Origin of the sequence: Streptomyces sp. NBC_01478 (genome assembly GCF_036227225.1) — a bacterium.
Classification (GTDB): domain Bacteria; phylum Actinomycetota; class Actinomycetes; order Streptomycetales; family Streptomycetaceae; genus Streptomyces.
This window is the reverse complement of the sequence record NZ_CP109444.1, coordinates 5,144,754-5,169,113: the sequence shown is the minus strand read 5'-3', so window position 1 is coordinate 5,169,113 and position 24,360 is coordinate 5,144,754. Positions and strand designations below refer to the sequence as shown.

Sequence of the window (24,360 nt, the reverse complement as noted above, 5' to 3'; positions counted from 1 at the left end):
GTGACAGGGACGGTGCGGAGGTGACCCGTACGACTCTGCTAGTCGGCTGTGAACTCCCGTGCAAGGAAAGGGAATCGGCGGGTGTCGGGAAACCGGAGTCGGCACGGGCGGGGCCGGAGCGCTCCCGCCGCCAGTGACACCGTGTAACGATCTGCCCGGACGGAACGAATCGGGCGCCCCTCTTTGGCCTGATCACACCGATCGTATGCTCGAAGGATGACGACTCCCGCGAGCTCCGGAACCGGCCCGACCGAGAACTCCATGCGTCGCGCCCTCAAACGGGCCCGTGACGGCGTCGCCCTCGACGTGACGGAGGCGGCGGTGCTGCTCCAGGCGCGCGGCGAGGCCCTGGACGACCTCACCGCGTCCGCCGCCCGGGTGCGCGACGCGGGCCTCGACGCGGCCGGCCGCCCCGGCGTGATCACGTACTCCAAGAGCGTCTTCGTCCCCCTCACCCGCCTGTGCCGCGACAAGTGCCACTACTGCACCTTCGTCACCGTCCCCGGCAAGCTCCGCCGCGCCGGCCACGGGATGTTCATGTCCCCGGACGAGGTCCTCGACATCGCGCGCAAGGGCGCGGCCCTCGGCTGCAAGGAAGCCCTGATCACCCTCGGCGACAAGCCCGAGGACCGCTGGCCGGAGGCGCGCGAGTGGCTCGACGCGCACGGCTACGACGACACGATCGCGTACGTCCGCGCCATCTCCATCCGCATCTTGGAGGAGACGGGCCTGCTCCCGCACCTCAACCCCGGGGTGATGACCTGGACGGACTTCCAGCGCCTGAAGCCGGTGGCTCCGTCCATGGGCATGATGCTGGAGACGACGGCGACCCGGCTCTGGTCCGAGCCCGGCGCCCCGCACTACGGCTCCCCGGACAAGGAACCCGCCGTGCGCCTGCGGGTGTTGGAGGACGCGGGCCGTTCGTCCGTCCCCTTCACCTCCGGCATCCTGATCGGCATCGGCGAGACGTACGAGGAGCGCGCGGACTCCCTCTTCGCGCTCCGCAAGATCTCCCGGTCCTACCACGGCATCCAGGAACTGATCATCCAGAACTTCCGCGCCAAGCCGGACACGGCGATGCGCGGCATGCCGGACGCGGAACTCGACGAACTGGTGGCGACGGTCGCGGTCGCGCGCCACATCATGGGCCCGTCCGCCTGCCTCCAGGCACCCCCCAACCTCGTCGACTCGGAGTACAAGCGACTGATCGGCGCGGGCATCGACGACTGGGGCGGGGTGTCTCCTCTCACCATCGACCACGTGAACCCCGAACGCCCGTGGCCGCAGATCGAGTTGCTGCGCGAGGAGTCGGCGGAGGCGGGCTTCGAACTCCGCGAACGCCTCTGTGTGTACCCGGAGTTCGTGGGCCGGGGCGAACCCTGGCTGGACCCGCGCCTGCTGCCGCACGTACGGGCACTGGCGGACCCGGAGACGGGCCTGGCCCTTCCCGATGCGGTCGTGGAGGGCCACGCGTGGCAGGAGCCGGAGGAGGCGTTCGTGTCCTCCGGCCGCACGGATCTCCACACCACGATCGACACGGAGGGCCGTACGTCCGACCGCCGTGACGACTTCGACGAGGTCTACGGCGACTGGGCCGCCCTGCGCGAGGCGGCGGCGCCCGGCATGGTCCCCGAGCGCATCGACACGGACGTACGGCAGGCACTGGCGACGGCGGCCGGCGACCCCACGAAGCTGACCGACGCGGAGGCCCTCGCCCTGCTGCACGCGGACGGTCCGGCGCTGGACGCGCTGACGCGGATCGCGGACGACGTGCGGAAGTCGGTGGTCGGGGACGAGGTGACGTACATCGTCACGCGGAACATCAACTTCACGAACGTCTGCTACACGGGCTGCCGTTTCTGCGCCTTCGCACAGCGCCGTACGGACGCGGACGCCTACACCCTCTCCCTGGACCAGGTGGCGGACCGCGCCCAACAGGCCTGGGAAGTCGGGGCAGTCGAGGTCTGCATGCAGGGCGGTATCCACCCCGACCTGCCCGGCACGGCGTACTTCGACATCGCGAAGGCGGTGAAGGAACGCGTCCCCGGAATGCACGTCCACGCGTTCTCCCCCATGGAGGTGGTGAACGGCGCGACGCGCACCGGCCTCTCCATCCGCGAGTGGCTGACGGCGGCGAAGGAGGCGGGACTCGACACCATCCCCGGCACGGCGGCGGAGATCCTCGACGACGAGGTGCGGTGGGTCCTGACGAAGGGCAAGCTGCCGACGGCGACCTGGATCGAAGTCGTCACGACGGCACACGAGTTGGGCATCCGTTCGTCGTCGACGATGATGTACGGCCACGTGGATCAGCCGAGACACTGGCTGGGCCACCTGCGAACCCTTGCCTCCATCCAGCAACGCACAGGCGGTTTCACGGAGTTCGTGACGCTGCCGTTCATCCACACGAACGCGCCGGTGTACCTGGCGGGGATCGCGCGCCCGGGCCCGACGATGCGGGACAACAGGGCGGTGGTGGCTATGGCGAGGCTGCTCCTCCACCCGCACATCCCCAACATCCAGACGAGCTGGGTGAAGTTGGGCTCGGAGGGGGCGGCGGAGATGCTGCGCTCCGGGGCGAACGACCTCGGTGGCACGTTGATGGAGGAGACGATCTCGCGGATGGCGGGTTCGTCGTACGGCTCGTACAAGTCGGTGCGGGACCTGATCGCCGTGGCGGAACTGGCGGGCCGCCCGGCGCGACCGCGCACCACCCTCTACGGCGAGGTGCCGGAGGAGCGGCAGCGGACGGCGTCCGTCTCGGACGGGCATCTGCCGGAGCTGCTGCCGGTGCTGGACTGAGCGGGAGGAGGGTTGGATGGGGGCCGGTACGATGATCCGACCCCTGTTCGATCGGGATGTGGGGGCTGTGAGTAGCTGAGGAGATGCGTGCCCGTGCCTGCCTCCAAGGTCTGGGTGACCGGTCTGACGGTGGGAGCGATCGCCGCGGTCACGGTCCTGGCCGTCCAGGCCAACAAGGGCCCGCACCCGAAGGCGCCCGCCGCCGCCCGCCCGAACGCCTCGGCGTCCGCGCACGCGTCCACGTCCCCGAAGCCGCACGTGACGGCCGCCGCGGTACCGGCCTCCTCCGGGACCGGGCGGCGCATCGTCTACGCCGTGGGGCAGAAACGGGTCTGGCTGGTCGACGCGAGCGACAAGGCCGGCCGTACGTTCGCGGTCTGGCCGGGCACGGTGAGCCCTGACCCGGGCACGTACACGGTCTCCGTCCGCAAGGACGCCACGACCGGCTCCGACGGCGTCCAGATCGAGAACATCGTCTACTTCGCCACCAAGTCCGGCCTCAACATCGCCTTCTCCAACGCGGTGGACGGCTCCTCGCCGCCGCCTGCTGTGGGCAAGGAGACGGGTGGGGTGCGTATGGGTAAGGCGGACGGGGCGGCGTTGTGGGTGTTCGGGACGACGAGCACGAAGGTGATCGTGGTCAAGTAGCTGGGCGGGGTTGGGTGTGGGGGTTGGTGTGGCCCTGCGCTGTGATGTGCGGGTTGGGCCACTCGCTTCTTTGCCAGTGTCGGGCTTCCACGGCCCGAGTAAAGGGCGCTCCCTGCGGTCGCGTCGGCTACGCCGATTCCGCTGCGCTCCACCCTTGACTCGGTCCGCTCCAGCCCGTTTGAGAAGCGAGCGAGCGGCCCGGAGGAATGGGTGGCCGAGGTATGAGTTCCCTTGCCGGTACTGCGTTCTGGGCCGGGGTGAGGGGGACGCGTTCGCGCCTCGCCTGCACGCCGGGCCGGCTTAGCGGCCAACGGCGAGTGGGGACTTCCGTACGGGACTCCGAGGCTGCGGGCCTGCGTGCGCAGGGTCGCGGTCGCGTCTCGCCCGCACGCCGGGTCGGCTCGGCGGCCAACCCCTGGTGGGAACTTCGCAAGAAGACGACGGGTCGGCAGGAGGACTCCGGGTCGGCAGGGAGGTTCCGGGGCAGGAGGGTGGGCCTGAGGCAGTCGGTCGGTCCTGCGCTGAGCTGTCCTGGGCTGGGCTCGGCCATCCTGGGCTGTCCTGGGCTGGTTGGGGCCCGGCCGGTGGGCCTCGTTCGCCGATCGAGTCTCTCGCCCGGGGCGCCGGTCCGTAGAAATGTGAGGGTCGGGGGTCGAGGTATGGCATTTCCCGGCCCCGGCAGCCTTCGCCCCCGGGGCTTCCTTCCCGCCGCCGACCTTGTCCTGTCTGGAAGCTGGGGTCTTTCCTAACCGGTCAAAGCCCGTGACGGTGGTTAGTTTTACCCCCAGCCTCCAGCACCCACCCGACGCCCACCAGCCGTTGGCCGCTGAGTCGACCGATCCGGTGTGCCGGCGAGGCGCGACCGCGCCCCTGCTCGCGCAGGCCCGGGGGCTTCATACGGAATCGCGGGCGGGTTCGGGGTCTCGTGCGGAAGCCCCACCGGGGTTGGCCGCTGAGCCTGCCCGGAGTGCTGGCGAGGCGTGATCGCGCCTCTGCGTCCGCAGGCCCCGGAGTGCTCGTACCGAAGTCCCCACCAGGGGTTGGCCGCCGAGCCGACCCGGCGTGCTGGCGAGGCGCCAGCGCGCCCCTGCGCACGCAGGTCCGGAGTCTTGCTCCGGAAGTCCCCACCGGGGGTTGGCCGCCGAGCCTGCCCGGCGTGCAGGCGAGACGCGAACGCGCCCCTGCGCGCGCATGCGCGGAGCCCCGGAGTCTCGTGCGGAAGTCCCCACCGGGGGTTGGCCGCTAAGTCGGCCCGGCGTGCTGGCGAGGCGCGAGCGCGTCCCCTCACCCCGGCCCAGAACGCACTACAGGCAAGGGAACTCATACCTCGGCCCCCATTCCTCCGGGCTGCTCGCTCGCTTCTGAAACGGGCTGGAGCGGGCCGTGTCAAGGGTGGAGCGGAGCGGAATCGGCGTAGCCGACGCGACCGCAGGGAGCGCCCTTTACTCGGGCCGTGGAAGCCCGACACTGGCCAAGAAGCGAGTGGCCCAACGGTCACATGGAAACGCCGGGCGCTCCAGCTCCCCGTACACCCCGGCCACCCCCTCAACCCACCGTCCCCGTTCGATTACAGTGCTGAACTGACTCGTACGTACGGACGGAGCCCGAGGAGGCCTTGGTGAGTACGGCAACCGGGGCCGTCTGGGGCCGGGTCGAGCAGCAGGATTTTCGGAGTCGGGTGCGGGGGACGCTGCTCGGGGCCGCGGTGGGGGACGCGCTCGGTGCGCCTGTCGACCTGTTGGCGATCGACGAGATCCGGGAGGCCTACGGTGCGGAGGGCGTCGTAGATCTGGCGTTCGGGTACGGGCGGCGCGGGGCCGTCACGCATCTCACGCAGCTCACTCTCTTCAGCGTGGACGGGTTGATCCGGGCGCAGGTGAGGAGGGACACCGGGGCCTGGCATCCGCCGACCGATCTGCATCGGGCCTATCTGCGGTGGGCGGCCACTCAGCACGACTGGGGGCCCGATGAGCGTCGTAAGGATGACGGGTGGCTCGCGCGCGAGGAGTGGCTTTACGCTCGGCGGGATCCAACTCGGGCCTGTTTGTTGGGGTTTGGGGACGAGCGGATGGGGACTCTAGACGCGCCCAAGAACCCCGGTGAGGTGGGGGGTGAGGCCGTCGCCCGTTCCGCGCCCTTCGGGCTGTTGGTGGGGTGGGAGCCTCAGCTTGTGATGCAGCTTGCCGTGGAGTGTGCCGCGCAGACCCATGGGCATCCCGTCGGGTATCTCTCGGCCGGTGCCTACGCCGTCATCGTGCACGGGCTGGCGCGGGGGGAGAGCCTCGACTCCGCCGTACAGCGGGCGCTCGCCCTACTGGCCGCCCGGCCCGGGCATCACCCCGTGTCCGACGGTCTTCAGCGTGCTCTCGGTGCCGTACGGCAGGGCATGCCCACCTCCGGACGGGTCGAGGAGCTGGTGGGGGAGGGGAGTGCGGAAGGGGTGCTCGCGGGGGCCGTCTACTGCGCGCTCGTGGGGGAGGACGTACGGCACGGATTGTGTCTGGCCGTGAATCACGGTGGGCCCTCCGGGGTCGCCGGGGCGCTCACCGGTGGGCTGCTCGGGGCGTTGCACGGCGAGACGGCCCTCCCGCCGGCCTGGCTGGCCGAACTGGAGGGCCGTCCCACACTGCTCGTGCTCGCGGACGACTTCGCCGTGGAGATGACCCAGGGGCCCGCGTTGCACGGGCCGGCCGGATCCGCCCCGGGATGGATCGCCCGGTATCCGCGCGGGAACTAGCCGCTACGACTGCCTGCCCACCACGTCGTCCTCCACCCCCGCCTGCGCCGGTACGGCGACCGCCGCCGCCTCGCCGTCGTCGTCCCCGCCGCCGTTGATCTTCTCGATCAGCGCGTCCCGTTCCGGGGTGTCCTCGGGTTTCACGTAGCCGATCAGGATGTAGAGGATCAGGGAGACCGCGAGCGGGATCGACACCTGGTACTGGAGCGGGACCCCGCCGTCGATCTCCCAGTTGATGGGGTAGTTGACCAGCCAGAAGGCCAGCAGGCCCGCCGCCCAGCTCGTCAGCGCCGCCGTGGGGCCGGACTTGCGGAAGGGGCGGAGCAGACCCAGCATCATCGGGATCGCGATCGGGCCCATCAGGCCCGCGACCCACTTGATGACGATGGTGATGATGTCCTTGAACGTGGGCGAGTTGACCTGCGTCGCCACCGCCATCGACAGGCCGAGGAAGACGACCGTGGTGACGCGGGCCGCGATCAGGCCCGAACGGTCGTTCCACGCACGGGCCTTGGCCGACACGACCGGGGCCACGTCCCTCGTGAAGACGGCCGCGATCGCGTTCGCGTCGGACGAGCACATCGCCATCGTGTGCGAGAAGAAGCCGACGACCACCAGGCCCAACAGGCCGTGTGGCAGCAGTTGTTCGGTCATCAGGCCGTAGGAGTCGGAGCCGTCCGGCTTCTGCGCGTGGACCAGGAGCGGTGACATCCACATGGGGAAGAACAGGACCGTCGGCCAGATCAGCCACAGTGCCGCCGACAGCCGGGCCGAACGCTCGGCCTCGTGGGGGCTCCTGGTGGCCATGTAGCGCTGGGCCTGGTTGAGCATGCCGCCGTTGTACTCGAAGAGCTTGATGAAGAGGAACGCGAGGAGGAACACCGTGCCGTAGGGGCCGACGAGCGGTTTGCCGTGGCCCTGGAGTGCCGGTTCGTCCCAGGCGCCGAGGAATCCGATGCCCTTGTCGTTCAGCTTCAGTACGACCGCCACGAACATGGAGACGCCGGCGAGCAACTGGATGACGAACTGGCCGAGTTCGGTCAGCGCGTCCGCCCACAGGCCGCCGATCGTGCAGTAGACCGCGGTGATGGCGCCGGTGATGAGGATGCCCTGGTTCAGGGACACCCCGGTGAAGACGGACAACAGGGTGGCGATCGCGGCCCACTTGGCCGCCACGTCCACGATCTTCAGCAGCATCCCGGACCAGGCGAGCGCCTGTTGGGTCTTCAGGTTGTAGCGGTTCTTCAAGTACTCGAGCGGGGACGCCACATGGAGCCGTGAGCGCAGCCGGTTGATGCGCGGCGCGAACAGCTTGGAGCCGACGGCGATGCCCAGCGCGATCGGGAACGACCAGGTGATGAAGGATGTGACGCCGTAGGTGTAGGCGATGCCCGCGTAGCCGGTGAACATCACCGCGCTGTAGCCCGACATGTGGTGCGAGATGCCGGACAGCCACCAGGGCATCTTTCCGCCGGCCGTGAAGAAGTCGCTCACGTTGTCGACGCGTTTGTGCGACCACACACCGATCGCCACCATCACGCCGAAATAGCCGATGAGCACGGCCCAGTCGAGCCCGTTCATATGCGCCCTCCCACGATGGAGCCGGTTCAGCCCGGGGCTCATCGTGGGCGGTCGCGCGTGAGCACGACAAGTAAGCGTGAGGTCAAGGGGGAGTAAAATCGTTCGGATTGATGTTCCGTGTTTACATGTATGAACTCAACGCATCAGCTCCCCGGCGTTGACCAGCAGCGACTGGCCCGTGATCGACCGCGCCCGGTCCGACGCCAGGAACACCGCCGCGTCCGCCACATCCCCGTCCGTCGCCAGCTCGGGCAGCGCCATCCGGTCGGACAGCCGCTTCAGCACCTCCGCCTCCGGCACCTTCTCCGTGTGCGCGGTGAACCGCACGTACGCCTCCACCGGCGGCCCCCACATCCACCCCGGCAGCACGGTGTTCACCCGGATCCGGTACGGCCCCAACTCCCTTGCCAGCGAGTACATCGCGCTCGTCAGCGCCCCCTTCGACGCCGCGTACGCCGCCTGCCGCACCTGCGACGGGGCGGCCACCGCCGACTGCGTCCCGATGAACACCACCGAGCCCCCGCCGGCCTCCTTCAGGGCCGGCAGGCACGCCCGCGTCATCCTCAGTGTCCCCAGCAGATTCACGTCCATCACCGACTGCCAGGTGGCGAAGTCCGCGTCCTCGACCCCGCCGAAGTAGCTGTCCCACGCGGCGACCTGGACCACCGCGTCGATCCGCCCGAACCGCTCCCGCGCCACCGCCGCGAGCGCCTCGCACTGCGTCTCGTCCGTGATGTCCGTCGCCCGGTACGCCGTGTGCGCGCCGTCGGGATCGATCTCGGCGGCCGACTTGGCGAGATTCGCCTCCGTGCGCGCGCCGAGCACGGCGTTCCCTCCGTCCCGTACGACGGCCGCGGCGACCTGGTGGCCGAGTCCGGCCCCTACCCCCGACACGATGACGGTCTTGCCCGCGAGCAGCGACATGAGAGTCCTCCCGACCTGGCTCTGGCGCATTTTCTGACGGGGCGTCAGAGTATGGGCGACCGGAGGAGGAAGGAAGGGGAGGAGCGCCCATGTCTGAGGACACCCGCAGCCAGACGTACGCCGAGCTGGCCGCCGTAGGACCGTACGGGGTGCGGCCCGGCCATGCGTTGATCACCATGGTCGAACCGCATCCGGGACACGAGTACGCCTACAACCGCTGGTACGAGGACGACCACTACTACGCGGGCGCGATGGCCATGCCCTGGATGTACGCCGGCCGCCGCTGGGTCGCCACCCGCGACCTCCAACTCCTGCGCCGGCCCGAGAAGTCGGCGATCGCCCAGCCCGTCACCGCCGGCTGCTACCTCTCCACGTACTGGGTCACCGAGGGCCGCTACGACGAGCACATGAAGTGGACCGTCGGCATCAACAAACGGCTGAATCGGGACGGTCGGGTGTACCAGGACCGTACGCACGTCTTCACCGCGTTCCAGGACCACGAGGCGACCGTCTACCGCGACGGTGCGGCCGGACCGAGGGACTTCCACGCCCTCGACCACCCTTACGCCGGGCTGGTGTTGGAGGTCGTCGACAGTGAATCGGCCGAGCAGCGCGCCGAGTTGCTGGAGTGGCTGCGGTCCCGCCACCTGCCGAAGCGGCTCGCTGGTTCCCCGGCCGCGATGGTGACGATCTTCCGGCCGACCCCGCTGCCGGGCGACCGCATGACCTACGTCAAGCAGGTGGAAGGGGTCGACACCCGGCTGACGTTGTTGTGGTTCCTGGAGGCGGATCCGCGGGACTGCTGGGAGGGGTACTTCGCGGACCTCGAGACACCGGTGGCCGAATCGGGGCTGGGGAGGGTGGAGTTGGTGGCACCGTTCATTCCGACGGTGCCGGGCACGGACCGGTATGTGGACCGGCTTCGCTGACTACTTCAGTTCATCGGGACAGGGAGTGCCCCGGGGCAACTGGTACGGCGCCGCCAGCCGGTACGTCCCCGCCTTCGGGGCCAGCAACATCGTCCACTTGTCGCCCTTGGAGTCCTCCTCCGTCTCCGTCAGGCAGCCGTTGAGGTTGTCGTACGTCTTCGGCGTGCCCTCGGCGCGATGCTTGGACGCGTCGGTCTCCTGCGGGGGCTTGAGGCTCTTGCCCTTCGCGTCGACGATGCTCAGCCACGGCGAGTACGGGATGCGGATGAGGATCCGGCCCTTCTTCTTCACCTCGATGGTCAACTCGCCCTGCTCGGCCCGGTCGACGACCGCGTTCGGCTCGGCGAGCGGTGCCGGGTCGGTGACCTGGAACAACTGCCAGTTCGCGTCGCCCCAGACCTGCTTCAGATACGGCATCCCGCGCTGCACCAGGGCGCGTTCGCGCTCGCCGCCGTCGCCGTCCGGTTCGTCCTTGGGCAGCACGACGTAGTGGACGGCCCAACGCTGAAGCCACTCGTGGTAGTTGGCCGAGTTGAGCGTGTCGTCGTAGAAGAGCGGGTTGCGCTCCATGTCGGCCTGGCGGTTCCAGCCGCGCGCGAGGTTGACGTACGGCGCGAGGGCGGAGGCCTCGATGTGGGAGCGGGCCGGGACGACCTCGACGCGACCGCGCTCGGCGCCGACCGTCTGGAGTTCGTTGACGAGCGGCGCGAGTTCGTGCGACCAGGACGCGGCGGGGGCGGTGTTGACGACGTCGTCGATCGACTTGAAGCCGATCCACCCGTTGAAGCCGACGAAGGCCAGCGCGATCACGTACCACTTGCGCGAGCGCGGCACCGCGAAGGGCAGCGCGGCGATCAGCGCCACCCCGGCGAACAGCATCGCCAGCCGGCTGATGTTCGAGCCGATCTGTGAACTGACCAGCCAGACGAGAATGACGCCGATGCTGTACACGGCCGCCGTGATCCGTACGGTCGTCCACTCGTGCGGCACCAGGAAGTAGACCAGCACCCCGGACGCCAGCGGCAGGATCATCGAGCCGAACAGCATCGGCTGTGTGCCGGAGAACGGGAACAGCCACGCGGACACGGCCACCACGGCCGCGGGCGCGAGCCCGAGGGCCCAGGCCCCCGGGCGCCGCTTCTGCAGGAACAGGGCTACGGCGATCAGCCCGACGAACAGCCCGGCCACCGGTGACGACATGGTCGCGAGCGCCGCCAGCGGGGCCGCGCACAGGGCCTTCGCCCACCGTTTGTAGCGCCAGCGGTAGGGCCAGCAGAAGACGACGGCCACCGCGCCGAGCCCGAACACCAGGCCCAGGCCGTACGTCACCCGGCCCGACGCCGCGTTGCACAGCAGCGCGAAGACACCCGCGAGGGAGGCCCACAGCGGGTTCTTCACCGAGCGGCTGCGGATCAGGATCATGGTGAGCAGGCCCGCCGAGATCGTCCCGGCGATCATCATCGTCGTACGGACACCGAGGACCGACATCAGATACGGCGAGACCACGCTGTACGACACCGGGTGCATGCCGCCGTACCAGGCGAGGTTGTACGCCGAGTCCGGATGCCGGCCGACGAACTCCGCCCAGGCGTCCTGCGCCGCGAGGTCGCCGCCACTGTTCGCGAACGTGAAGAACCAGACGACGTGGAGGACGCCGGAGAGCAGCGTGAAGCCGATCACCGGGTGGCGGAGGAAGGGGGCGCGGAGGCGGTCGATCAGACGCGCCCACCGGATGCTCCGGGAGCTTGCGCTAGGTGTTCCGTCGTCGTCCGCGTGGTGCGCGGGCAGCTTTATTCGCGGGCCGGCTCCCGGGCCCGGATCGGCATCGTCGGCGCGTGTCGGCTCCGCTGTGGCCACCTGAAGGCACTCCCCGTGTCCCGTCTTCTGTTCTCGGCCGCGTCCTGTCCCGTTCCCGGCCTGTTCGACGCCGCGTCCCGCTTGACCGGCGACGTGCCCCGATTCGCGACGCTAGCACGCACCCCGCCGGTGAGCTCCCGGGTGGGTGCCCGGCCGACGGGGTGCGGTGACGTACATCGCCTGGTGGGTCAGCCGAGACGGGTCAGCTTGGCGGTCAGGGCCGGTTCGGCGAGATCCTTCTGGAGAGCGACCGGCACCTTGACCGCGCCGCTCGAACCGTCGCCCACGGTGAGCGTGCCCACCTTGGTGCCGGCCTTCGCGGTGTGCGGTACGGCGTCGGGGGCGAAGGACAGCTCGACCTTCAGGCCGGCCCAGCCGACCGCCGCGACGTCCTTGGTGACGACGACGGGGGTGTGACCGCCGAGCTGGTCGTCGACGTACCCGACCACGGTCCCCTTCTTCAGGATCTTCGCCGAGGTCATCGCGTCCTGCGCCGCGAGCATCGCCGTCTTGCTGACCGCGTTGACCGTGTCGATGATCGGCGCGGTGTGCTGGCCGAGGATCGCGCCGACGACGACGGCCGTCTCACCGCCGACCTCCTTGGTGGCGGCGAAGAGCAGGTTGCCGCCGGCCGCGGTGGTGGTACCGGTCTTGATGCCGAGCGAGTTGTTGTACGGCACCAGGCGGTTGTAGTTGGTCCACTTCTTGCCGGACGGGTCGATCCAGCTCGGCAGCTTCGTGATGTCCATCAGGGCCTGGATCTTGACCAGTTGGTTGCCCAGCTTCACCTGGTCCTCGGCGGTGGAGACCGTGGTCTCCTTCAGGCCCGAGGCGTCGGTGTACGTCGTGTTCGTCATCCCCAGCGCCTTGGCCGTGTCGTTCATCTTCTTGATGAACGCCGCCTCGGAGCCCGCGTCCCAACGGGCCAGCAGACGCGCGATGTTGTTCGCCGACGGGATCATGATCGCCGACAGCGCCTGCTTCTCGGTGAGGACGTCGCCGGCCTTGACGGTGTTGAGGGTGGACTCGCCGTCCTTGTCGTAACCGCCCTCCTTCTCGGCGGTCGCGTCGACGGTGATCTTCGCGCCCTCCGCGCCGGCCTTGAGCGGGTGGTCCTTGAGGACGATGTACGCGGTCATCGCCTTGGCCACGGAGCCGATCGCCACCGGCGTCTGCTTGCCGAAGTTGCCCATCGTGCCGATGCCGTTGACGTCCATCCAGCCCTGGCCCTCGCTCGGCCACGGGAGGTCGGCCTTGGTGCCGGCGAAGGTGTACGAGTCGTCGGCGGTGAGCGTGAGGGCGGGGGTCGGGAGCGGGCGCAGAGCCTGTACTACCGCAAACACGATCGCCAGGAGGAGGACCAGCGGGGTCCAGATCTTGACCCTGCGGATCGCTGTGCGGACCGGGGTCTGCGGGGGTGGCGGGGTGTTGGTCAGTTCGGCGAGGAGGTCCAGCGGGGGCTTCGGGGGGAGCGGTTGCTGGGTGGTGTGTTCGGGGCCGAGGTGAGGGACGGAGCGGGTGGTGTCGGGGCGGGGGGTGTCCCTGCGGGGCTCGTCGAGGGGCTTGAGGGCGACGAACTTGCTGGTGCGCTCGGCGGGGGTCTCCGGAGCCTTGGGGGCCTTGGGGGTCTCCGGGACCTTGGGTGCCTTGAGCATGGTGGTTGGCTGGTCCACCGCGGGCTTGGGCGGGCGGGGGGCCTTGAAGACGGCGGTGGGGTGATCGAGGACCTCGGGCTCGGCTTCGCCATCGCCCGCCTTCGTTTTCCCACCCGCACCACCCGTGCGGGTTGCGTTGTCGGGTGCGGGTGGGGCCTGTGGGGGGCTATCGCCGTCGGCGGCCTTCGGGGGGCGGGTGGCGTCTTTGGTGCCGGTGGTGCCGGTGGTGCCGGTGACCCGGGGGTCCGCGGCCGTGTCGCCTTCGGCGGTTTCCGGGCGGCTGTCGGTCTTCGGTGCGGTCGCGTCGGAAGTGGCCCTGCCCTCGGCGGGCTTGGGGCGAGCGTCCGTCTTGGGTGCGGTCGCGTCGGAGGGAGACTCGCCGTCGGTGGACTCCGGACGGTCGTCCGTCTTCGGGTCGGTCGCTTCGACGGGCGACTTGCCGTCGGCGGGCTTCGGCGCGGTGCCGGCATCGGCATCGGCATCGGCATCGGCATCGGTCGCGTCCGCCTCGGCTTCCGCGGGGCCCGCTTCAGCCGTCTCGTCGGCCTTGGGGGCATCGCCCGAGGCGGAGTCGGCGGCAGGGTGCGCGTCAGCAACCTCGTCGGCCTCGTCGGTCTTCACGGCCGTGGGTGTCTTGTCCGCCGGGGAAGTGTCCTCCGCGTCGGAGACCGGCTCACCCTCGGCCTCGGCGGCAGCCGAATCGTGAGCCTCGTCGCCCTCGTCGCCCTCGTCGCCCTCGTCGCTCTCAGGGGCGCCGGAGGCGTCGGTCACGGAAGTTGCCCCCGCGTCCTCGCCAGGCCCGTCCTCCAGGCCCCCGGCGGGCGTCTCAGCGCCCTCGGAGTCGCCCTCAGAGCCGTCCTCGGCCGTAGCGGCGCCAGCAGCGCCCCCCGGGTCCTCGGTCTCGTCAGTCGCGTCAGCCGTCTCGTCCCTGGTCGGCTTTTCCCCCGCCGACCCCGACGTCACCCAGGCCGCCACGGCCGCCCGCAACCGCGCATCGCCCTCCGGGCCGCCCTCGGAGGCCTCGGCATCGTCGGAGGGGGCGGCGTCCGTCTCCGGGTCCGTCTCCGTCCGCAGCTCCCGGATCGAGAAGATCTTCGTCGCCGTATCCACGCCTCCGCGCTGAACCGCCGCGGACGGTGCCGTGTCGTCCCGGGTCACCGCCAACCGGGGATCGCGCTCACCCCTGGCCTCAGGAACCGGACTCGCGCTCCCCGGCGTCGGTTCTGCCGACGACTCGCGCTGCTTCGACTTGTCGGGGGACTCGCCCGCCACCGATGCCTCCTCCATGCGCCGCACGTCCAGCGTGCGTCCAACCGAACCGACCGAGATAACCGGGTTAGCCACAAAAACAGCTACAAAATGAGCTGGAAAGCCAGCTGGAAAATCTCTTACCCGTCGTCCGGACAACGCATCAACACCGTTGTCCGAACCATGTACCAGTGTCCTGTGTGCGGGCTTAGCCCCTGCGGTAGACGAGAACGACATACCTGCCGGTTCCATCACGAACCGGTCACGCACCCTCGACAGACCAATGTGAGAGGGGTCACCCTGTCATTCATCCACGCGGGGAGGCATGGATGGGCAGGAGCCGCAGAACTCTTCCGGAAGAGCTTCTACTGCTGGCATTGGACCCGGCCACGGGTACCACTGCGCAGCCGCAGTCGCTCGACCTCGGTCTGGCCGGAGCACAGCTAGTGGAGCTGGCGCTGGCCGGACGGATAGCCCCAGACGGGGATCGTATCGCCGTGGTGGTACCACGGCCGACCGGAGATCCGACTTTGGACTGCGCGTTGGAGTTGCTGCGAAGGCGTGGCGCTCCGGTACGTGCAGTGAACTGGATTGGCGGGCCCCGACTGGGACTTCGCCAGACCTACCTCTCGCATCTCGAGCGGTGCGGCATGGTGCATGCCGTGGCGGGACAGATGTGCGGGGTGCTGCCGACGACTCGCTACCAAGCGACGGACAACGAGATCAGCCGCGAGATCAGGGGCCGACTCGATTCCGCGATCCGCACCGGCGTACCGCCGGACCCGCGGACAGCCGCGCTCGCCGCACTGGCGCACGCGGTCGGTCTCGGCAAACACCTGTATCCGGGTAATGAGGGACGCTCGTCCCGCTCCCGGCTGCGGGACCTGATCAGGCACGACCCCATGGGCGGACTCGTGGCGCACGCCGTGATGGACGTCCAGAACGGGGTGGCGGCACAGCCACGCCGTAGCCCGGCCCCGGCCGGCCGTCAGGCCGCGCCCGGATCAAGGCCACCGGAACCGGCTCGTGGTGTTCCGATGCAGCCGCACCGCGGCACCATGGCGCGCGCCGTGGCTCACTGAGCCGCAGTACCACGGCACACGCCCGCACCGCGGAGCAGCACCGCACGACCGGCACCACAGCGGGACCGTACGACCGCAGTACACGCAGTACGCAGTACAACGCCGCACCGCCAGTCCCCAAGACCCGGTTCGGGAGCCGCTGGTCCGAGCGGGGTGGAGTAGACGTAACGTCTCTCCACCCCGCTCGGCCGCATCTACGGACGCCGTGGGCAACCGGAACCTGGCTCGTACCTGCCGCATATCCACCGTTTCCCAGCGGTAGAAACCACCTTGGTGGCAGTCTGCTCAACAGCAGATACGCAAAGTGGCAAGCAGTGAGCAGCAAGTAGCGGCAAGTAGCAGCAAGCAGTGGCAAGTAGAGGCATGCAGCCGGAGGTGCACGTTCCCGTGGCGTCAAGTGTCAATCCCACCGTCAGGCGACGCCGGTTGGGCCAGGAGCTGCGTCGGCTCCGTGAGCTCAAGGGCATGACGGCCGAAGAGGTCGCCGAGCGGTTGCTGGTGTCGCAGTCGAAGATCAGCCGGCTGGAGAACGGACGGCGCAGCATCAGCCAGCGCGACGTCCGCGACCTGTGCGGGGTCTACGAGGTCGAGGACGTCCGCATCGTCGACTCGCTCATGCAGATGGCCAAGGACTCGCGCCAGCAAGGCTGGTGGCACTCCTTCGGCGACATCCCGTACAGCGTCTACATCGGGCTGGAGACGGACGCGGCGAGTCTTCGGGTCTACGATCCGCAGGTCGTCCCGGGCCTGTTGCAGACCCGGCAGTACGCCGAGGCGCTCATCACCGGGGCGTTGCCCGAGACCGCGTCGGCCGATGTCGACAAGCGGGTCCAGGTGCGGCTGCGCCGGCAGGAGCGCATCTCCGCGCCGGAGAACCCGCTGCGGCTGTGGACGGTGATGGACGAGTCCGCGGTGCGCCGTGTGGTCGGCAACCGCTCCCTGATGCGGGACCAGTTGGAGTACCTCGTCGAGCAGTCCCAACTCCCGCACGTGACCGTGCAGGTGATCCCGTTCGACATGGGCGCCCATCCCGGGCTCAACGGGCAGTACGCGATCCTGGAGTTCCCGGACGCGGCGGACTCCAGCGTCGTCTACATCGAGGGCGTCACCAGCGACCTGTACCTGGAGAAGGCGAACGACGTCCAGAAGTACAGCGTGATGTATGAGCACTTGAGGGCGCAGGCCCTGAACGTGGACCAGTCCCGTCAGTTCATCGCGGACATCGCGAAGGACTACGCGCGCTGAGAGGCCCCGAGGGGCTCTGAGGGGCCCTGAGAGGCTCCCCTGGCGGAAGGTGCGGGAGAATACACCTTCCGCCGGGGCGGATGGAAGACACCAGGGGTATATGCCACCCGGTCGAGTGAATGGCCTCTCCGTCCGCCGATGTTGGCGAGTAGCGTCGATCACGCCATCGAGCAACAGACGTTGGCGCAAACCGTGTTGTACGTCCGGAGTGTTCGTGGCCGGGCGTGACGCGCGGGGACAGTACTCATCAACTGGCAATAACCGGAGCAAAAATGGCAATTCGTCAGGGCGCCACGGACACGTGGACCAAGTCCACGTACTCCACCGGGAACGGTGCATGCGTCGAGGTCAAGTCACCGGTTCTCGCGGCCATGGCCGTACGGGACTCCAAGGTCGACGGGGGTCCGGCGCTGGACTTCCCCGCGGACTCGTGGAACGCCTTCGTGGCAGAGGTCGCGCGGGGGGCGCACGACCTTCACTGATGCCGCTGGGTCACCTTTTACAACTCCATAAGCAGCAAAGGCAGTTCAGCAAGCAAGAGCCCTCTCGACTGGCCCGCCGTCCTGGCCGAGGGGGCTCGGCTTGTGCCCGGAACCGGACTCCGGGCAGCCCGTCACTTCACCGAAGCGGCACCGGGAAGGTCACCGGATCTCCACCGGGAAGGTCACCGGGTGGTCTCCACCGGGAACGCCACGTCGCACACCGCGTCCCCGGGCCCCGCCGCCTCCCAGTCCGCGAAGTACACCTCGCGGCACGGCCCGGCGTACCGCAGCCCCTGCCCGGCGACCCACTGCTCCACCGCCTCGAACGCGGCTTGGATCTGCGGATACGCCACCTGCGCCTTGGTGATCCGGGTGTAGGCCAGTCGTCGTGCCGGCTCCACCCGCACCGCCGTCTGCCGGGCCCGCCCCTGTCGCTCCGCCCAGGCCCGCGCCGCCGCCTCGTCCGCGACCGGCACACAGGACTCGGCCGGGCCGTCGCTCTCCATCGACACCTCGGAGTGGTAGACGACGAACGGCGCGCCGCTCCCGCCCCCGCACTCCTCCGCCGCCGCCTCAAGGCGCCCCAGCGAGGCCCCGATCCAGGCCGGCAACTCGTCCGCGAGGGTGTGCCGGGTCTCGGTGATCAGCACCTGTTCCGGTACCTCGACCGTCTCGACCACGAATGTTCCGTACATCTCGGAGCTCCTCCCCGACAGTCGTGCACGGAGGTACTCGGCGAGCGCGCGCTGCCCGGCGATCCGGGTCTCGACGTCCGTCCAGTACGCGGCGAGCAGTGCGGCCGCGACCGTACGGTCGGCCTCGACCAGCTCGGCGATCCGGGCCAGCGGCATGTCCAACTGCCGTAGCAGCGCCACGAGTCGGGCCCGCTCGACCTGGCTCGCGCGGTAGTAGCGGTAGCCGCTCACCTCGTCGACACGAGCAGGTGACAGCAGCCCGAGCCGGTCGTACAGCCGCAGCGCCTTGGCCGAAAGCCGTGCCCGCGCCGCGAACGCACCGATGGTCAGCAGGTCGTCGTCCACCCTCGCATCCTCCGTCACCGGGCGGTTTCCGTCCGCCCGGTGACAAGGACGCTCGGCCCTGCCCCAGGGGCAAGGTCAACACCTGCCTACGGCAGTCCTAGGCGAGGGCGCCGTCGACCGCCGCCACGACCTCCGCCGACTCCGGCTCGGTCTGCGGGGAGAAGCGGGCGATCACCGTGCCGTCGCGGCCGATCAGGAACTTCTCGAAGTTCCAGCGGATGTCACCGGTGTGGCCCTCGCCGTCCGCGAAGTCGACGAGCCGCTCGTACAGCGCGTGCCGGCCGTCCCCGTTGACCTCGACCTTCTCGGTCAGCGGGAAGGTCACGCCGTACGTCGCCGAGCAGAACTCGGCGATCTCCTCGGCGCTGCCGGGCTCCTGTCCGAGGAACTGGTTGCAGGGCACGCCGAGCACGGTGAAGCCCTGCGCCGCGTACCGCTCCTGGAGCCGCTCGAGGCCCGTGTACTGGGGGGTCAGCCCGCACTTGGAGGCCACGTTCACCACGAGGACGGCCTGGCCCGTGTACTGCGTGAGGTCCGCGGAGCCGCCCTTGAGCGACCCGATCTCGACGGCGAGGGGACCCGTGTTCTCTGTAGTCGTCATAACCGGATGCTAACTCCGGTAAATGTCGTTCTCCCCACGGGGGCATGCGCTTCCGTGTCCAACGGGCCCATGCGCCTCCGCGCCCCCAGGTGGTCTACAGTCCCGCCGCCTTCACCACGACCTCCCCCGCCGCCGTCCGCGAGTACAGCACCGACCGCCCCGCCCGCCGCCGCTCCACCAGCCCCGCGTCCAGCAGCACCCGCAGATGCCGCCCCACCGAGCCCAGCGCCTGCCCCGTCACGGCGGTGAGCTGACTGGTGCTCATCGGCGACCCGAGCAGCGTCAGCACGCCCGCCCGCGCCGGGCCCAGCAGCGCCCCCAGACTCGCGGGGACCGCCCGCGAGCCCGGGTCGGCTAGGGCGCCCGAGCAGGTGTAGACGATGGCGTAGCGGTCCGGCTCCTCCCAGGACACCCAGCCGCCCTTGGGCGTGACCGGCACGAAGACCAGTTCCGCGCCGGAGATCTCCCGCGGCGGGTACGCGTGCAGATTGACCTGGAGCCGGTTCTCCCCGAGCCACCGCGTCCGCCCCGGCCGCAGCGCGTCCACCACGGCCGCCCAGCCGCCCTGGCTCACCTGCGCGGTCCGCGCGACCACATCGGCCTCCAGCACGAGCCGGCGCCGCTCCCAGGACGGCCGTACGGTCTCCGCCCACACGTACTCCAGGAGCCGGGCCGCCCGCTCGGGCAGATCGTCGCGCTCCAGGGCGGCGGGGAGCGGGCCGGCCAGGGAGACCGTGAGGTTCGCCCGCGCGTCGGCGGGAGGTGCCGCCCGCACCCGTGCGACGGCCTCCTCGAACGTCTCCCGGTCCCTCGGCGTGGGCGAGAGGAAGTCGGCGATCCAGGCCCGCCCGAGCCCCGCCCGCATCAGCAGCCCGGTGACCGGGTCGTCCGCCAACAGCCGCCGGTACGACGGCAGATGCTCCCGCAGCCACACCTGTTCACCGGGGTGCGCGGCCATCCCGAGGTGCAGCAGCTTGAGCGCGGCGAAGGTCTCGGCGAACGGCGACAGCACGAACCGGCTCCGGGCGAGGGTGTCGGCGTTGAGCTGCCACCACCCCATGATCACCACCCCGTCGTTTCGCGTCCGCGCGAAAGAATACGACCCCCGCGCACACCCCCGCAGACTCCCCGCATGCGCAGCTACCGCGAGCTCTTCCGCACCCCCGAATACACCCCGTTCTTCTTCTCCTTCGCCGCCCAGAACGCGGCCGGGACCATCAGCGGCCTGGCACTCGCGACCCTCGTGTACCGCGCGACGCAGTCCCCCCTGCTGTCGGCGGTGAGCATGTTCGGGCCGCAGCTCGCCCAGATGCTCGGCGCGACCTTCTTCCTCTCGGGCGCGGACAGACTGCCCCCGCGAGCCACCCTCACCGGCATCAACTCCGCCTTCGCCGTCTGTACGGCGGTGCTGGCGACCCCCGGTCTGCCGATCGGGGCGGTCTTCGCCGTCGTGTTCCTCCAGGGCCTGATCGCCTCGCTGGGCGGCGGAGTGAGCGGCGGCCTGCTGAACGAGATCCTCTCCAAGGAGGGCTATCTGCTGGGCCGTTCGGTCTTCAACATGGCCTCGGGCCTGATGCAGGTCACCGGTTTCGCCATGGGCGGGGCCCTCCTGACCCTGCTCTCCCCGCGCGTCTGCCTGCTCCTCGCGGCGGCCCTGTACGCCACCACGGCCCTGGCCCTCCGCCTCGGCCTGACCGCCCGCCCACCCCGCACCGCGGGCCGCCCGTCGGTCGCGGCGACCTGGCGCACGAACGCCCTCCTGTGGTCCTCCCGCCCCCGCCGCCTCACCTACCTCGGCATGTGGGTCCCCAACGGCCTGGTGGTCGGCTGCGAATCCCTCTACGTCTCCTACGACTCCGGGTCCGCCGGCGTGCTGTTCGCGAGCGCGGCCCTGGGCATGTTCGTCGGCGACCTGACCCTGGGCCGTTTCGTCCCGCCCGCCCTGCGCGCCCGCCTGGACATCCCGCTCCGCCTCCTGCTGGCCACGCCGTACCTGTTCTTCGCGCTGCGCCCCGGCATGCCCTGGGCCGCGATGGCGGTGGGCGTGGCCTCCATCGGCTACGGCGCGAGCCTGGTCCTCCAGGAACGCCTGATGGAACTCACTCCCGACGAACTGGCGGGCCACGCACTGGGGTTGCGCTCCGCGGGCATGCTCACCATGCAGGGCATCGGCGCGGCCGTAGCGGGCACGACCGCCCAACTCACCTCCCCGGCAACGGCGATGACCCTGGTGGCCGTGGCGTCGATGGCGGTGACCTTGACCCTGGGGGTGCTCGGCCGGCAGGCGCGGGGGGAGACCCTGGACCGGAAGGTCGAGGGCCCCTTCCGCGCCCCGCCGCAGTCCGACTCCCGTCCCCCGTCACCTGTACGACAGGCGGTCGTGGTAGACAACGCCGATGATGGTCAGGGCTGTTGATGCCCGGCCCGCGGGCGACCGCGCGACAACAGGAAGGGGCAACCCGTGCTTCTGAAGACCTTCCGCTGGTCGTTCGCGGTCACCGCGCTCGGCCTGGCCCTGGGAGTCTGGTACGGCGGCTGGACGGCGTTCGGCGTCATCGCGATCCTGGCCGTGCTGGAGATCTCGCTGTCGTTCGACAACGCGGTGGTCAACGCCGGGATCCTGAAGAAGATGTCGGACTTCTGGCAGAAGATCTTCCTCACGGTCGGCGTCCTGATCGCGGTCTTCGGCATGCGCCTGGCGTTCCCGGTGGTGATCGTCGCGGTCACGGCGAAGAAGAACCCCTTCGAGGCGGTGAACCTGGCGCTGACCGACAAGGACCGCTACGAACAACTCGTCACCGACGCCCACCCGGCGATCGCGGCCTTCGGCGGCATGTTCCTGCTCATGATCTTCCTGGACTTCATCTTCGAGGACCGCGACATCAAGTGGCTGGGCTGGCTGGAACGCCCCCTGGCCAGGCTCGGCAAGGTCGACATGCTGTCGGTCTGCATCGCCCTGATCGTCCTGCTGATCACCTCCTTCACCTTCGCGGCCCACGCCCACCAGCACGGCGGCACCCACGCGGACAAGGCCCAGACGGTCCTGATCTCCGGCATCGCCGGCCTGATCACCTACATGATCGTCGGCGGCCTCTCCGGCTTCTTCGAGAACCGCCTGGAGGCGGAGGAGGAACGCGATCGCGAGAGCGACCGCTCGGCGGTGGTCCTGGCCGGCCAGGCGGCGTTCTTCATGTTCCTGTACCTCGAAGTCCTGGACGCGTCCTTCTCCTTCGACGGCGTGATCGGCGCGTTCGCCATCACCAACGACATCGTCCTGATGGCGCTGGGCCTCGGCATCGGCGCGATGTACGTCCGCTCGCTGACGGTGTACCTGGTCCGTCAGGGCACTCTGGACGACTACATCTACCTGGAGCACGGCGCCCACTACGCGATCGGCGCCCTGGCCGTGATCCTCATGGTCACCATCCAGTACCAGATCAACGAGGTCATCACGGGCCTGGTCGGCGTCGTCCTGATCGGCTGGTCCTTCTGGTCCTCGGTACGGCGGAACCGGGCGTTGGCGGAGGCGGGGGACGGGGCGGCCGAGGCTGTCGACACGGCGAGGGTTCCCTAGCCGCCGTCGCCGACGCGATACCCGACGATCAGTCGAACCAGACGACGAGCCGCACGTTCTCCGCGCCGTGCAGTCCGCCCAGCGTCCGCATCACCTCCCACACGGGCCCCCAGTGGGTGGCGTCCCCCGCGACGCCACGACGGCTGCGCGCGCCGGAACCGTCGGTCTCGTCCCAGTCGACGCCGGCCAACTCGTCCCCGGTGATCCAGGTGGTGCCGTGGACACCGGCGTCCCCGCCCTCCCCGCCGACGGCAGCCCGCACCTCGCCGGACACATCCCCCGGCAGCCCCCGCCCCTCGGCCAACGGCCGGAACCCGAAGGAATTACGCACCCCGAAGAGACAGGCGAGCGCGTCGTAGGCGTTACCGGTGGTGAGAAGGAACAGATCGATCCCACCCACCCAGACCGAGTCCTCATCACCCACACCCCAGATCCGCGCGCCCGGCCTGCACTCGATCATCCCGCTCACGTCGGTGGACATGCTCGGATTGTGGTTGGTGACGGTGAGGACTGTCCTGCGGGTTTCACCGCGATCCCGTATGCGGGGCGGGCGACGCCGACGACGGCTTGCGATCCGCAGGCGGGCTTCAAGGCGGCGGCACACGAGCCGAGAGACTAGTTGTGGAAGCGAAAGGGGCGGACAGTGGCTGACTCAGAGCATCATGATGAGGGCGGCGGCTTCTGCCTCCATCATGATGGAGGGAACCGGCGGGTGCATGAACAAGTTTATCCTGGCCAGTCTGATGCCTACCGTACGATCAGCGAGAACATCGTCATTCCGAGGGCTGCGTGACCAGTATCCCAAAGTGGGTAAGCCTGCTGTGGCAGGAGCATAAGTTCAAACTGCTCCTTCTGCAGTCGCCATCCGAAAGATTCGAAGAATTATTCGCACAGGTGATGCGTTGCGCAAATGGAAATTCGTTTCACGTTGCGCGCACAGTAGGGAGTCTGGGTGACCTGAAGTGTGACGGATGGGATGCGGACAGCAAGACTCTTTACGCCGCCTACGCTCCATTTTCCGCAAAAGGGCGCTCGGATGTTCGTGGAAAGATTAGGGCCGACTTTTACGGCGCTGTCAAAAAGTGGCCAGAAATGCGAAAATGGCGTTTCGTTCACAACGACTTGTTTGGCATGTCTGCTGCTGTCACACGTGAACTGGAGGATCTTAGAACCGAATCCAGCCATCTCGATGTCGAGATCCTTTCAGACTGGGGCCCGCAGGAGCTCTGGCAAGTCTTCCGGGGGGTGTCTGAAGAAGATCGTCTTGATATTCTCGGGTCCCCGGCACTCGCGTCGGATGGCGATGTGAGGATCTGGGCTCGCGAGACAATTCGGGAGCATCAAGATGTTCACCCATCGGTGATTCGGGCATCCACCTCTGCGCTCTCTTTTCTCTGCGATAATTTTCAACATGACTCGATTTTTGACCCCCTATTGTCTTCCGTTTTGTCGCGCGCGCTTACCTCGTGGTGGCTTGGAGACGAAACCCTCTTTGCGGAGTGCTTGGATCTACTTCTTGAGTGCTCTAATTCTAGCCCATTTGAAGCTCAAATAACCTGCATGGGGTTCCTGATGCGATGCGTCGAAATCTGTGCGCATAGGCTGAAGATTCCTCCCGATATCCTAATTCGGTCGCAGATAGAAGGCGGGCTCGACACTCAGGAGGGGATGAAAGTGATCCTGCAGATAGCCCTTGAGGAAATTTCCGGAGAGGGGGAAGGGTTTTTCCTCCCGGACAGTGGCAGGGCTCGGGATAATTTCATACAGGGGTGTGCGAAATGGATTACGGACTTCATTGGGATTACCTGGGTTGGGTCTGGCTACCCGGCAATTTTTCTGCTCCAGGACCTCGTAACTTCGATACAGCGGGTTGAGATCGGCGAAGGTGACTCTTGGCCTGTGGCGTGAGCTAAAGTCCGCGCCTTGCGTATCGCTTCGGTACGGGCGAGCGGAAA

Annotated in this window: 18 protein-coding genes; 10 read left to right on the top strand and 8 right to left on the bottom strand. The window is 68.9% G+C overall.

Annotated features, from left to right (window positions below; all coding sequences use genetic code 11):
* Nucleotides 1–216 precede the first annotated feature (216 nt).
* From OG223_RS23110 to OG223_RS23100, 3 genes are all read left to right on the top strand, one after another.
* The gene (locus OG223_RS23110) at nucleotides 217–2,802 is read left to right on the top strand and encodes a bifunctional FO biosynthesis protein CofGH (protein ID WP_329251771.1); all 2,586 of its coding nucleotides are present in this window, start codon (nucleotides 217–219) and stop codon (nucleotides 2,800–2,802) included.
* A 93-nt stretch (nucleotides 2,803–2,895) separates the two neighbouring features.
* Nucleotides 2,896–3,450: a hypothetical protein gene (locus OG223_RS23105; RefSeq protein WP_329251769.1), complete on the top strand. Its 555-nt coding sequence runs from the start codon at nucleotides 2,896–2,898 to the stop codon at nucleotides 3,448–3,450.
* Between the two features lie 1,618 nt (nucleotides 3,451–5,068).
* On the top strand, nucleotides 5,069–6,187 hold the full coding sequence (locus tag OG223_RS23100; RefSeq protein ID WP_329251767.1) for an ADP-ribosylglycohydrolase family protein: 1,119 nt from the start codon (nucleotides 5,069–5,071) through the stop codon (nucleotides 6,185–6,187).
* A gap of 3 nt (nucleotides 6,188–6,190) precedes the next feature.
* Here the strand turns inward: OG223_RS23100 and OG223_RS23095 are convergent, their stop codons facing one another.
* Both OG223_RS23095 and OG223_RS23090 read right to left on the bottom strand, forming a co-directional pair.
* Nucleotides 6,191–7,768, bottom strand: coding sequence for a sodium:solute symporter family protein (locus OG223_RS23095; RefSeq protein ID WP_329251765.1), 1,578 nt, complete (start codon nucleotides 7,766–7,768; stop codon nucleotides 6,191–6,193).
* Nucleotides 7,769–7,903: 135 nt separating this feature from the next.
* A complete protein-coding gene (locus OG223_RS23090; RefSeq protein ID WP_329251762.1) occupies nucleotides 7,904–8,692 on the bottom strand; it encodes an SDR family oxidoreductase in 789 nt (262 codons plus the stop codon).
* Nucleotides 8,693–8,781: 89 nt separating this feature from the next.
* On the opposite strand from OG223_RS23090, the gene OG223_RS23085 reads away from it, so the two are divergent.
* Entirely contained in the window at nucleotides 8,782–9,621 is an 840-nt protein-coding gene (locus OG223_RS23085) for a hypothetical protein (RefSeq protein WP_329251758.1), read from the top strand.
* On the opposite strand, the gene OG223_RS23080 is transcribed toward OG223_RS23085, so the two are convergent.
* Together OG223_RS23080 and OG223_RS23075 are read right to left on the bottom strand one after the other, a co-directional pair.
* Nucleotides 9,622–11,478 (bottom strand): MFS transporter, encoded by a 1,857-nt coding sequence (locus tag OG223_RS23080; RefSeq protein ID WP_329251755.1) that lies wholly within the window; start codon nucleotides 11,476–11,478, stop codon nucleotides 9,622–9,624.
* Between the two features lie 188 nt (nucleotides 11,479–11,666).
* Complete coding sequence (locus OG223_RS23075) at nucleotides 11,667–14,420, bottom strand: D-alanyl-D-alanine carboxypeptidase (protein WP_329251753.1); 2,754 nt, start codon at nucleotides 14,418–14,420, stop codon at nucleotides 11,667–11,669.
* 290 nt (nucleotides 14,421–14,710) lie between these two features.
* Here OG223_RS23075 and OG223_RS23070 point away from each other — a divergent pair, with 290 nt between their 5' ends.
* The 3 genes from OG223_RS23070 to OG223_RS23060 all read left to right on the top strand — a co-directional run bounded on the left by OG223_RS23070 (nucleotide 14,711) and on the right by OG223_RS23060 (nucleotide 17,190).
* Nucleotides 14,711–15,463: a GOLPH3/VPS74 family protein gene (locus OG223_RS23070; RefSeq protein ID WP_026150485.1), complete on the top strand. Its 753-nt coding sequence runs from the start codon at nucleotides 14,711–14,713 to the stop codon at nucleotides 15,461–15,463.
* 387 nt (nucleotides 15,464–15,850) lie between these two features.
* Nucleotides 15,851–16,708 (top strand): helix-turn-helix domain-containing protein, encoded by an 858-nt coding sequence (locus OG223_RS23065; RefSeq protein WP_329251750.1) that lies wholly within the window; start codon nucleotides 15,851–15,853, stop codon nucleotides 16,706–16,708.
* A gap of 272 nt (nucleotides 16,709–16,980) precedes the next feature.
* The gene (locus tag OG223_RS23060; protein ID WP_329251748.1) at nucleotides 16,981–17,190 is read left to right on the top strand and encodes a DUF397 domain-containing protein; all 210 of its coding nucleotides are present in this window, start codon (nucleotides 16,981–16,983) and stop codon (nucleotides 17,188–17,190) included.
* A gap of 182 nt (nucleotides 17,191–17,372) precedes the next feature.
* On the opposite strand, the gene OG223_RS23055 is transcribed toward OG223_RS23060, so the two are convergent.
* From OG223_RS23055 to OG223_RS23045, 3 genes are all read right to left on the bottom strand, one after another.
* A complete protein-coding gene (locus tag OG223_RS23055) occupies nucleotides 17,373–18,248 on the bottom strand; it encodes a MerR family transcriptional regulator (RefSeq protein ID WP_329251745.1) in 876 nt (291 codons plus the stop codon).
* Nucleotides 18,249–18,327: 79 nt separating this feature from the next.
* Nucleotides 18,328–18,831, bottom strand: a complete 504-nt coding sequence (locus OG223_RS23050; protein WP_329251742.1) for a glutathione peroxidase — start codon at nucleotides 18,829–18,831, stop codon at nucleotides 18,328–18,330.
* Between the two features lie 94 nt (nucleotides 18,832–18,925).
* Entirely contained in the window at nucleotides 18,926–19,891 is a 966-nt protein-coding gene (locus OG223_RS23045; RefSeq protein ID WP_329251739.1) for an ArsR/SmtB family transcription factor, read from the bottom strand.
* 72 nt (nucleotides 19,892–19,963) lie between these two features.
* Between OG223_RS23045 and OG223_RS23040 the strand changes: the two genes are divergently transcribed.
* Together OG223_RS23040 and OG223_RS23035 are read left to right on the top strand one after the other, a co-directional pair.
* On the top strand, nucleotides 19,964–21,247 hold the full coding sequence (locus OG223_RS23040; protein WP_329251736.1) for an MFS transporter: 1,284 nt from the start codon (nucleotides 19,964–19,966) through the stop codon (nucleotides 21,245–21,247).
* Nucleotides 21,248–21,292: 45 nt separating this feature from the next.
* Nucleotides 21,293–22,405 carry a DUF475 domain-containing protein gene (locus OG223_RS23035; protein WP_329251734.1) on the top strand — a complete coding sequence of 371 codons (1,113 nt, stop codon included), beginning with the start codon at nucleotides 21,293–21,295 and terminating at the stop codon, nucleotides 22,403–22,405.
* Between the two features lie 28 nt (nucleotides 22,406–22,433).
* Here OG223_RS23035 and OG223_RS23030 read toward each other — a convergent pair whose 3' ends face one another.
* A complete protein-coding gene (locus OG223_RS23030; RefSeq protein ID WP_329251731.1) occupies nucleotides 22,434–22,886 on the bottom strand; it encodes a hypothetical protein in 453 nt (150 codons plus the stop codon).
* A 308-nt stretch (nucleotides 22,887–23,194) separates the two neighbouring features.
* Between OG223_RS23030 and OG223_RS23025 the strand changes: the two genes are divergently transcribed.
* Nucleotides 23,195–24,313: a hypothetical protein gene (locus OG223_RS23025; RefSeq protein WP_329251728.1), complete on the top strand. Its 1,119-nt coding sequence runs from the start codon at nucleotides 23,195–23,197 to the stop codon at nucleotides 24,311–24,313.
* Nucleotides 24,314–24,360: the final 47 nt, after the last annotated feature.

Coding starts and splice junctions, on each gene's coding strand:
- OG223_RS23070 (WP_026150485.1), top strand. CDS start 14,711: ATGGGCAGGAGCCGCAGAACTCTTCCGGAAGAGCTTCTACTGCTGGCA.
- OG223_RS23030 (WP_329251731.1), bottom strand. CDS start 22,886: ATGTCCACCGACGTGAGCGGGATGATCGAGTGCAGGCCGGGCGCGCGG.
- OG223_RS23060 (WP_329251748.1), top strand. CDS start 16,981: ATGGCAATTCGTCAGGGCGCCACGGACACGTGGACCAAGTCCACGTAC.
- OG223_RS23075 (WP_329251753.1), bottom strand. CDS start 14,420: ATGGAGGAGGCATCGGTGGCGGGCGAGTCCCCCGACAAGTCGAAGCAG.
- OG223_RS23110 (WP_329251771.1), top strand. CDS start 217: ATGACGACTCCCGCGAGCTCCGGAACCGGCCCGACCGAGAACTCCATG.
- OG223_RS23040 (WP_329251736.1), top strand. CDS start 19,964: ATGCGCAGCTACCGCGAGCTCTTCCGCACCCCCGAATACACCCCGTTC.
- OG223_RS23090 (WP_329251762.1), bottom strand. CDS start 8,692: ATGTCGCTGCTCGCGGGCAAGACCGTCATCGTGTCGGGGGTAGGGGCC.
- OG223_RS23050 (WP_329251742.1), bottom strand. CDS start 18,831: ATGACGACTACAGAGAACACGGGTCCCCTCGCCGTCGAGATCGGGTCG.
- OG223_RS23095 (WP_329251765.1), bottom strand. CDS start 7,768: ATGAACGGGCTCGACTGGGCCGTGCTCATCGGCTATTTCGGCGTGATG.
- OG223_RS23045 (WP_329251739.1), bottom strand. CDS start 19,891: ATGGGGTGGTGGCAGCTCAACGCCGACACCCTCGCCCGGAGCCGGTTC.
- OG223_RS23085 (WP_329251758.1), top strand. CDS start 8,782: ATGTCTGAGGACACCCGCAGCCAGACGTACGCCGAGCTGGCCGCCGTA.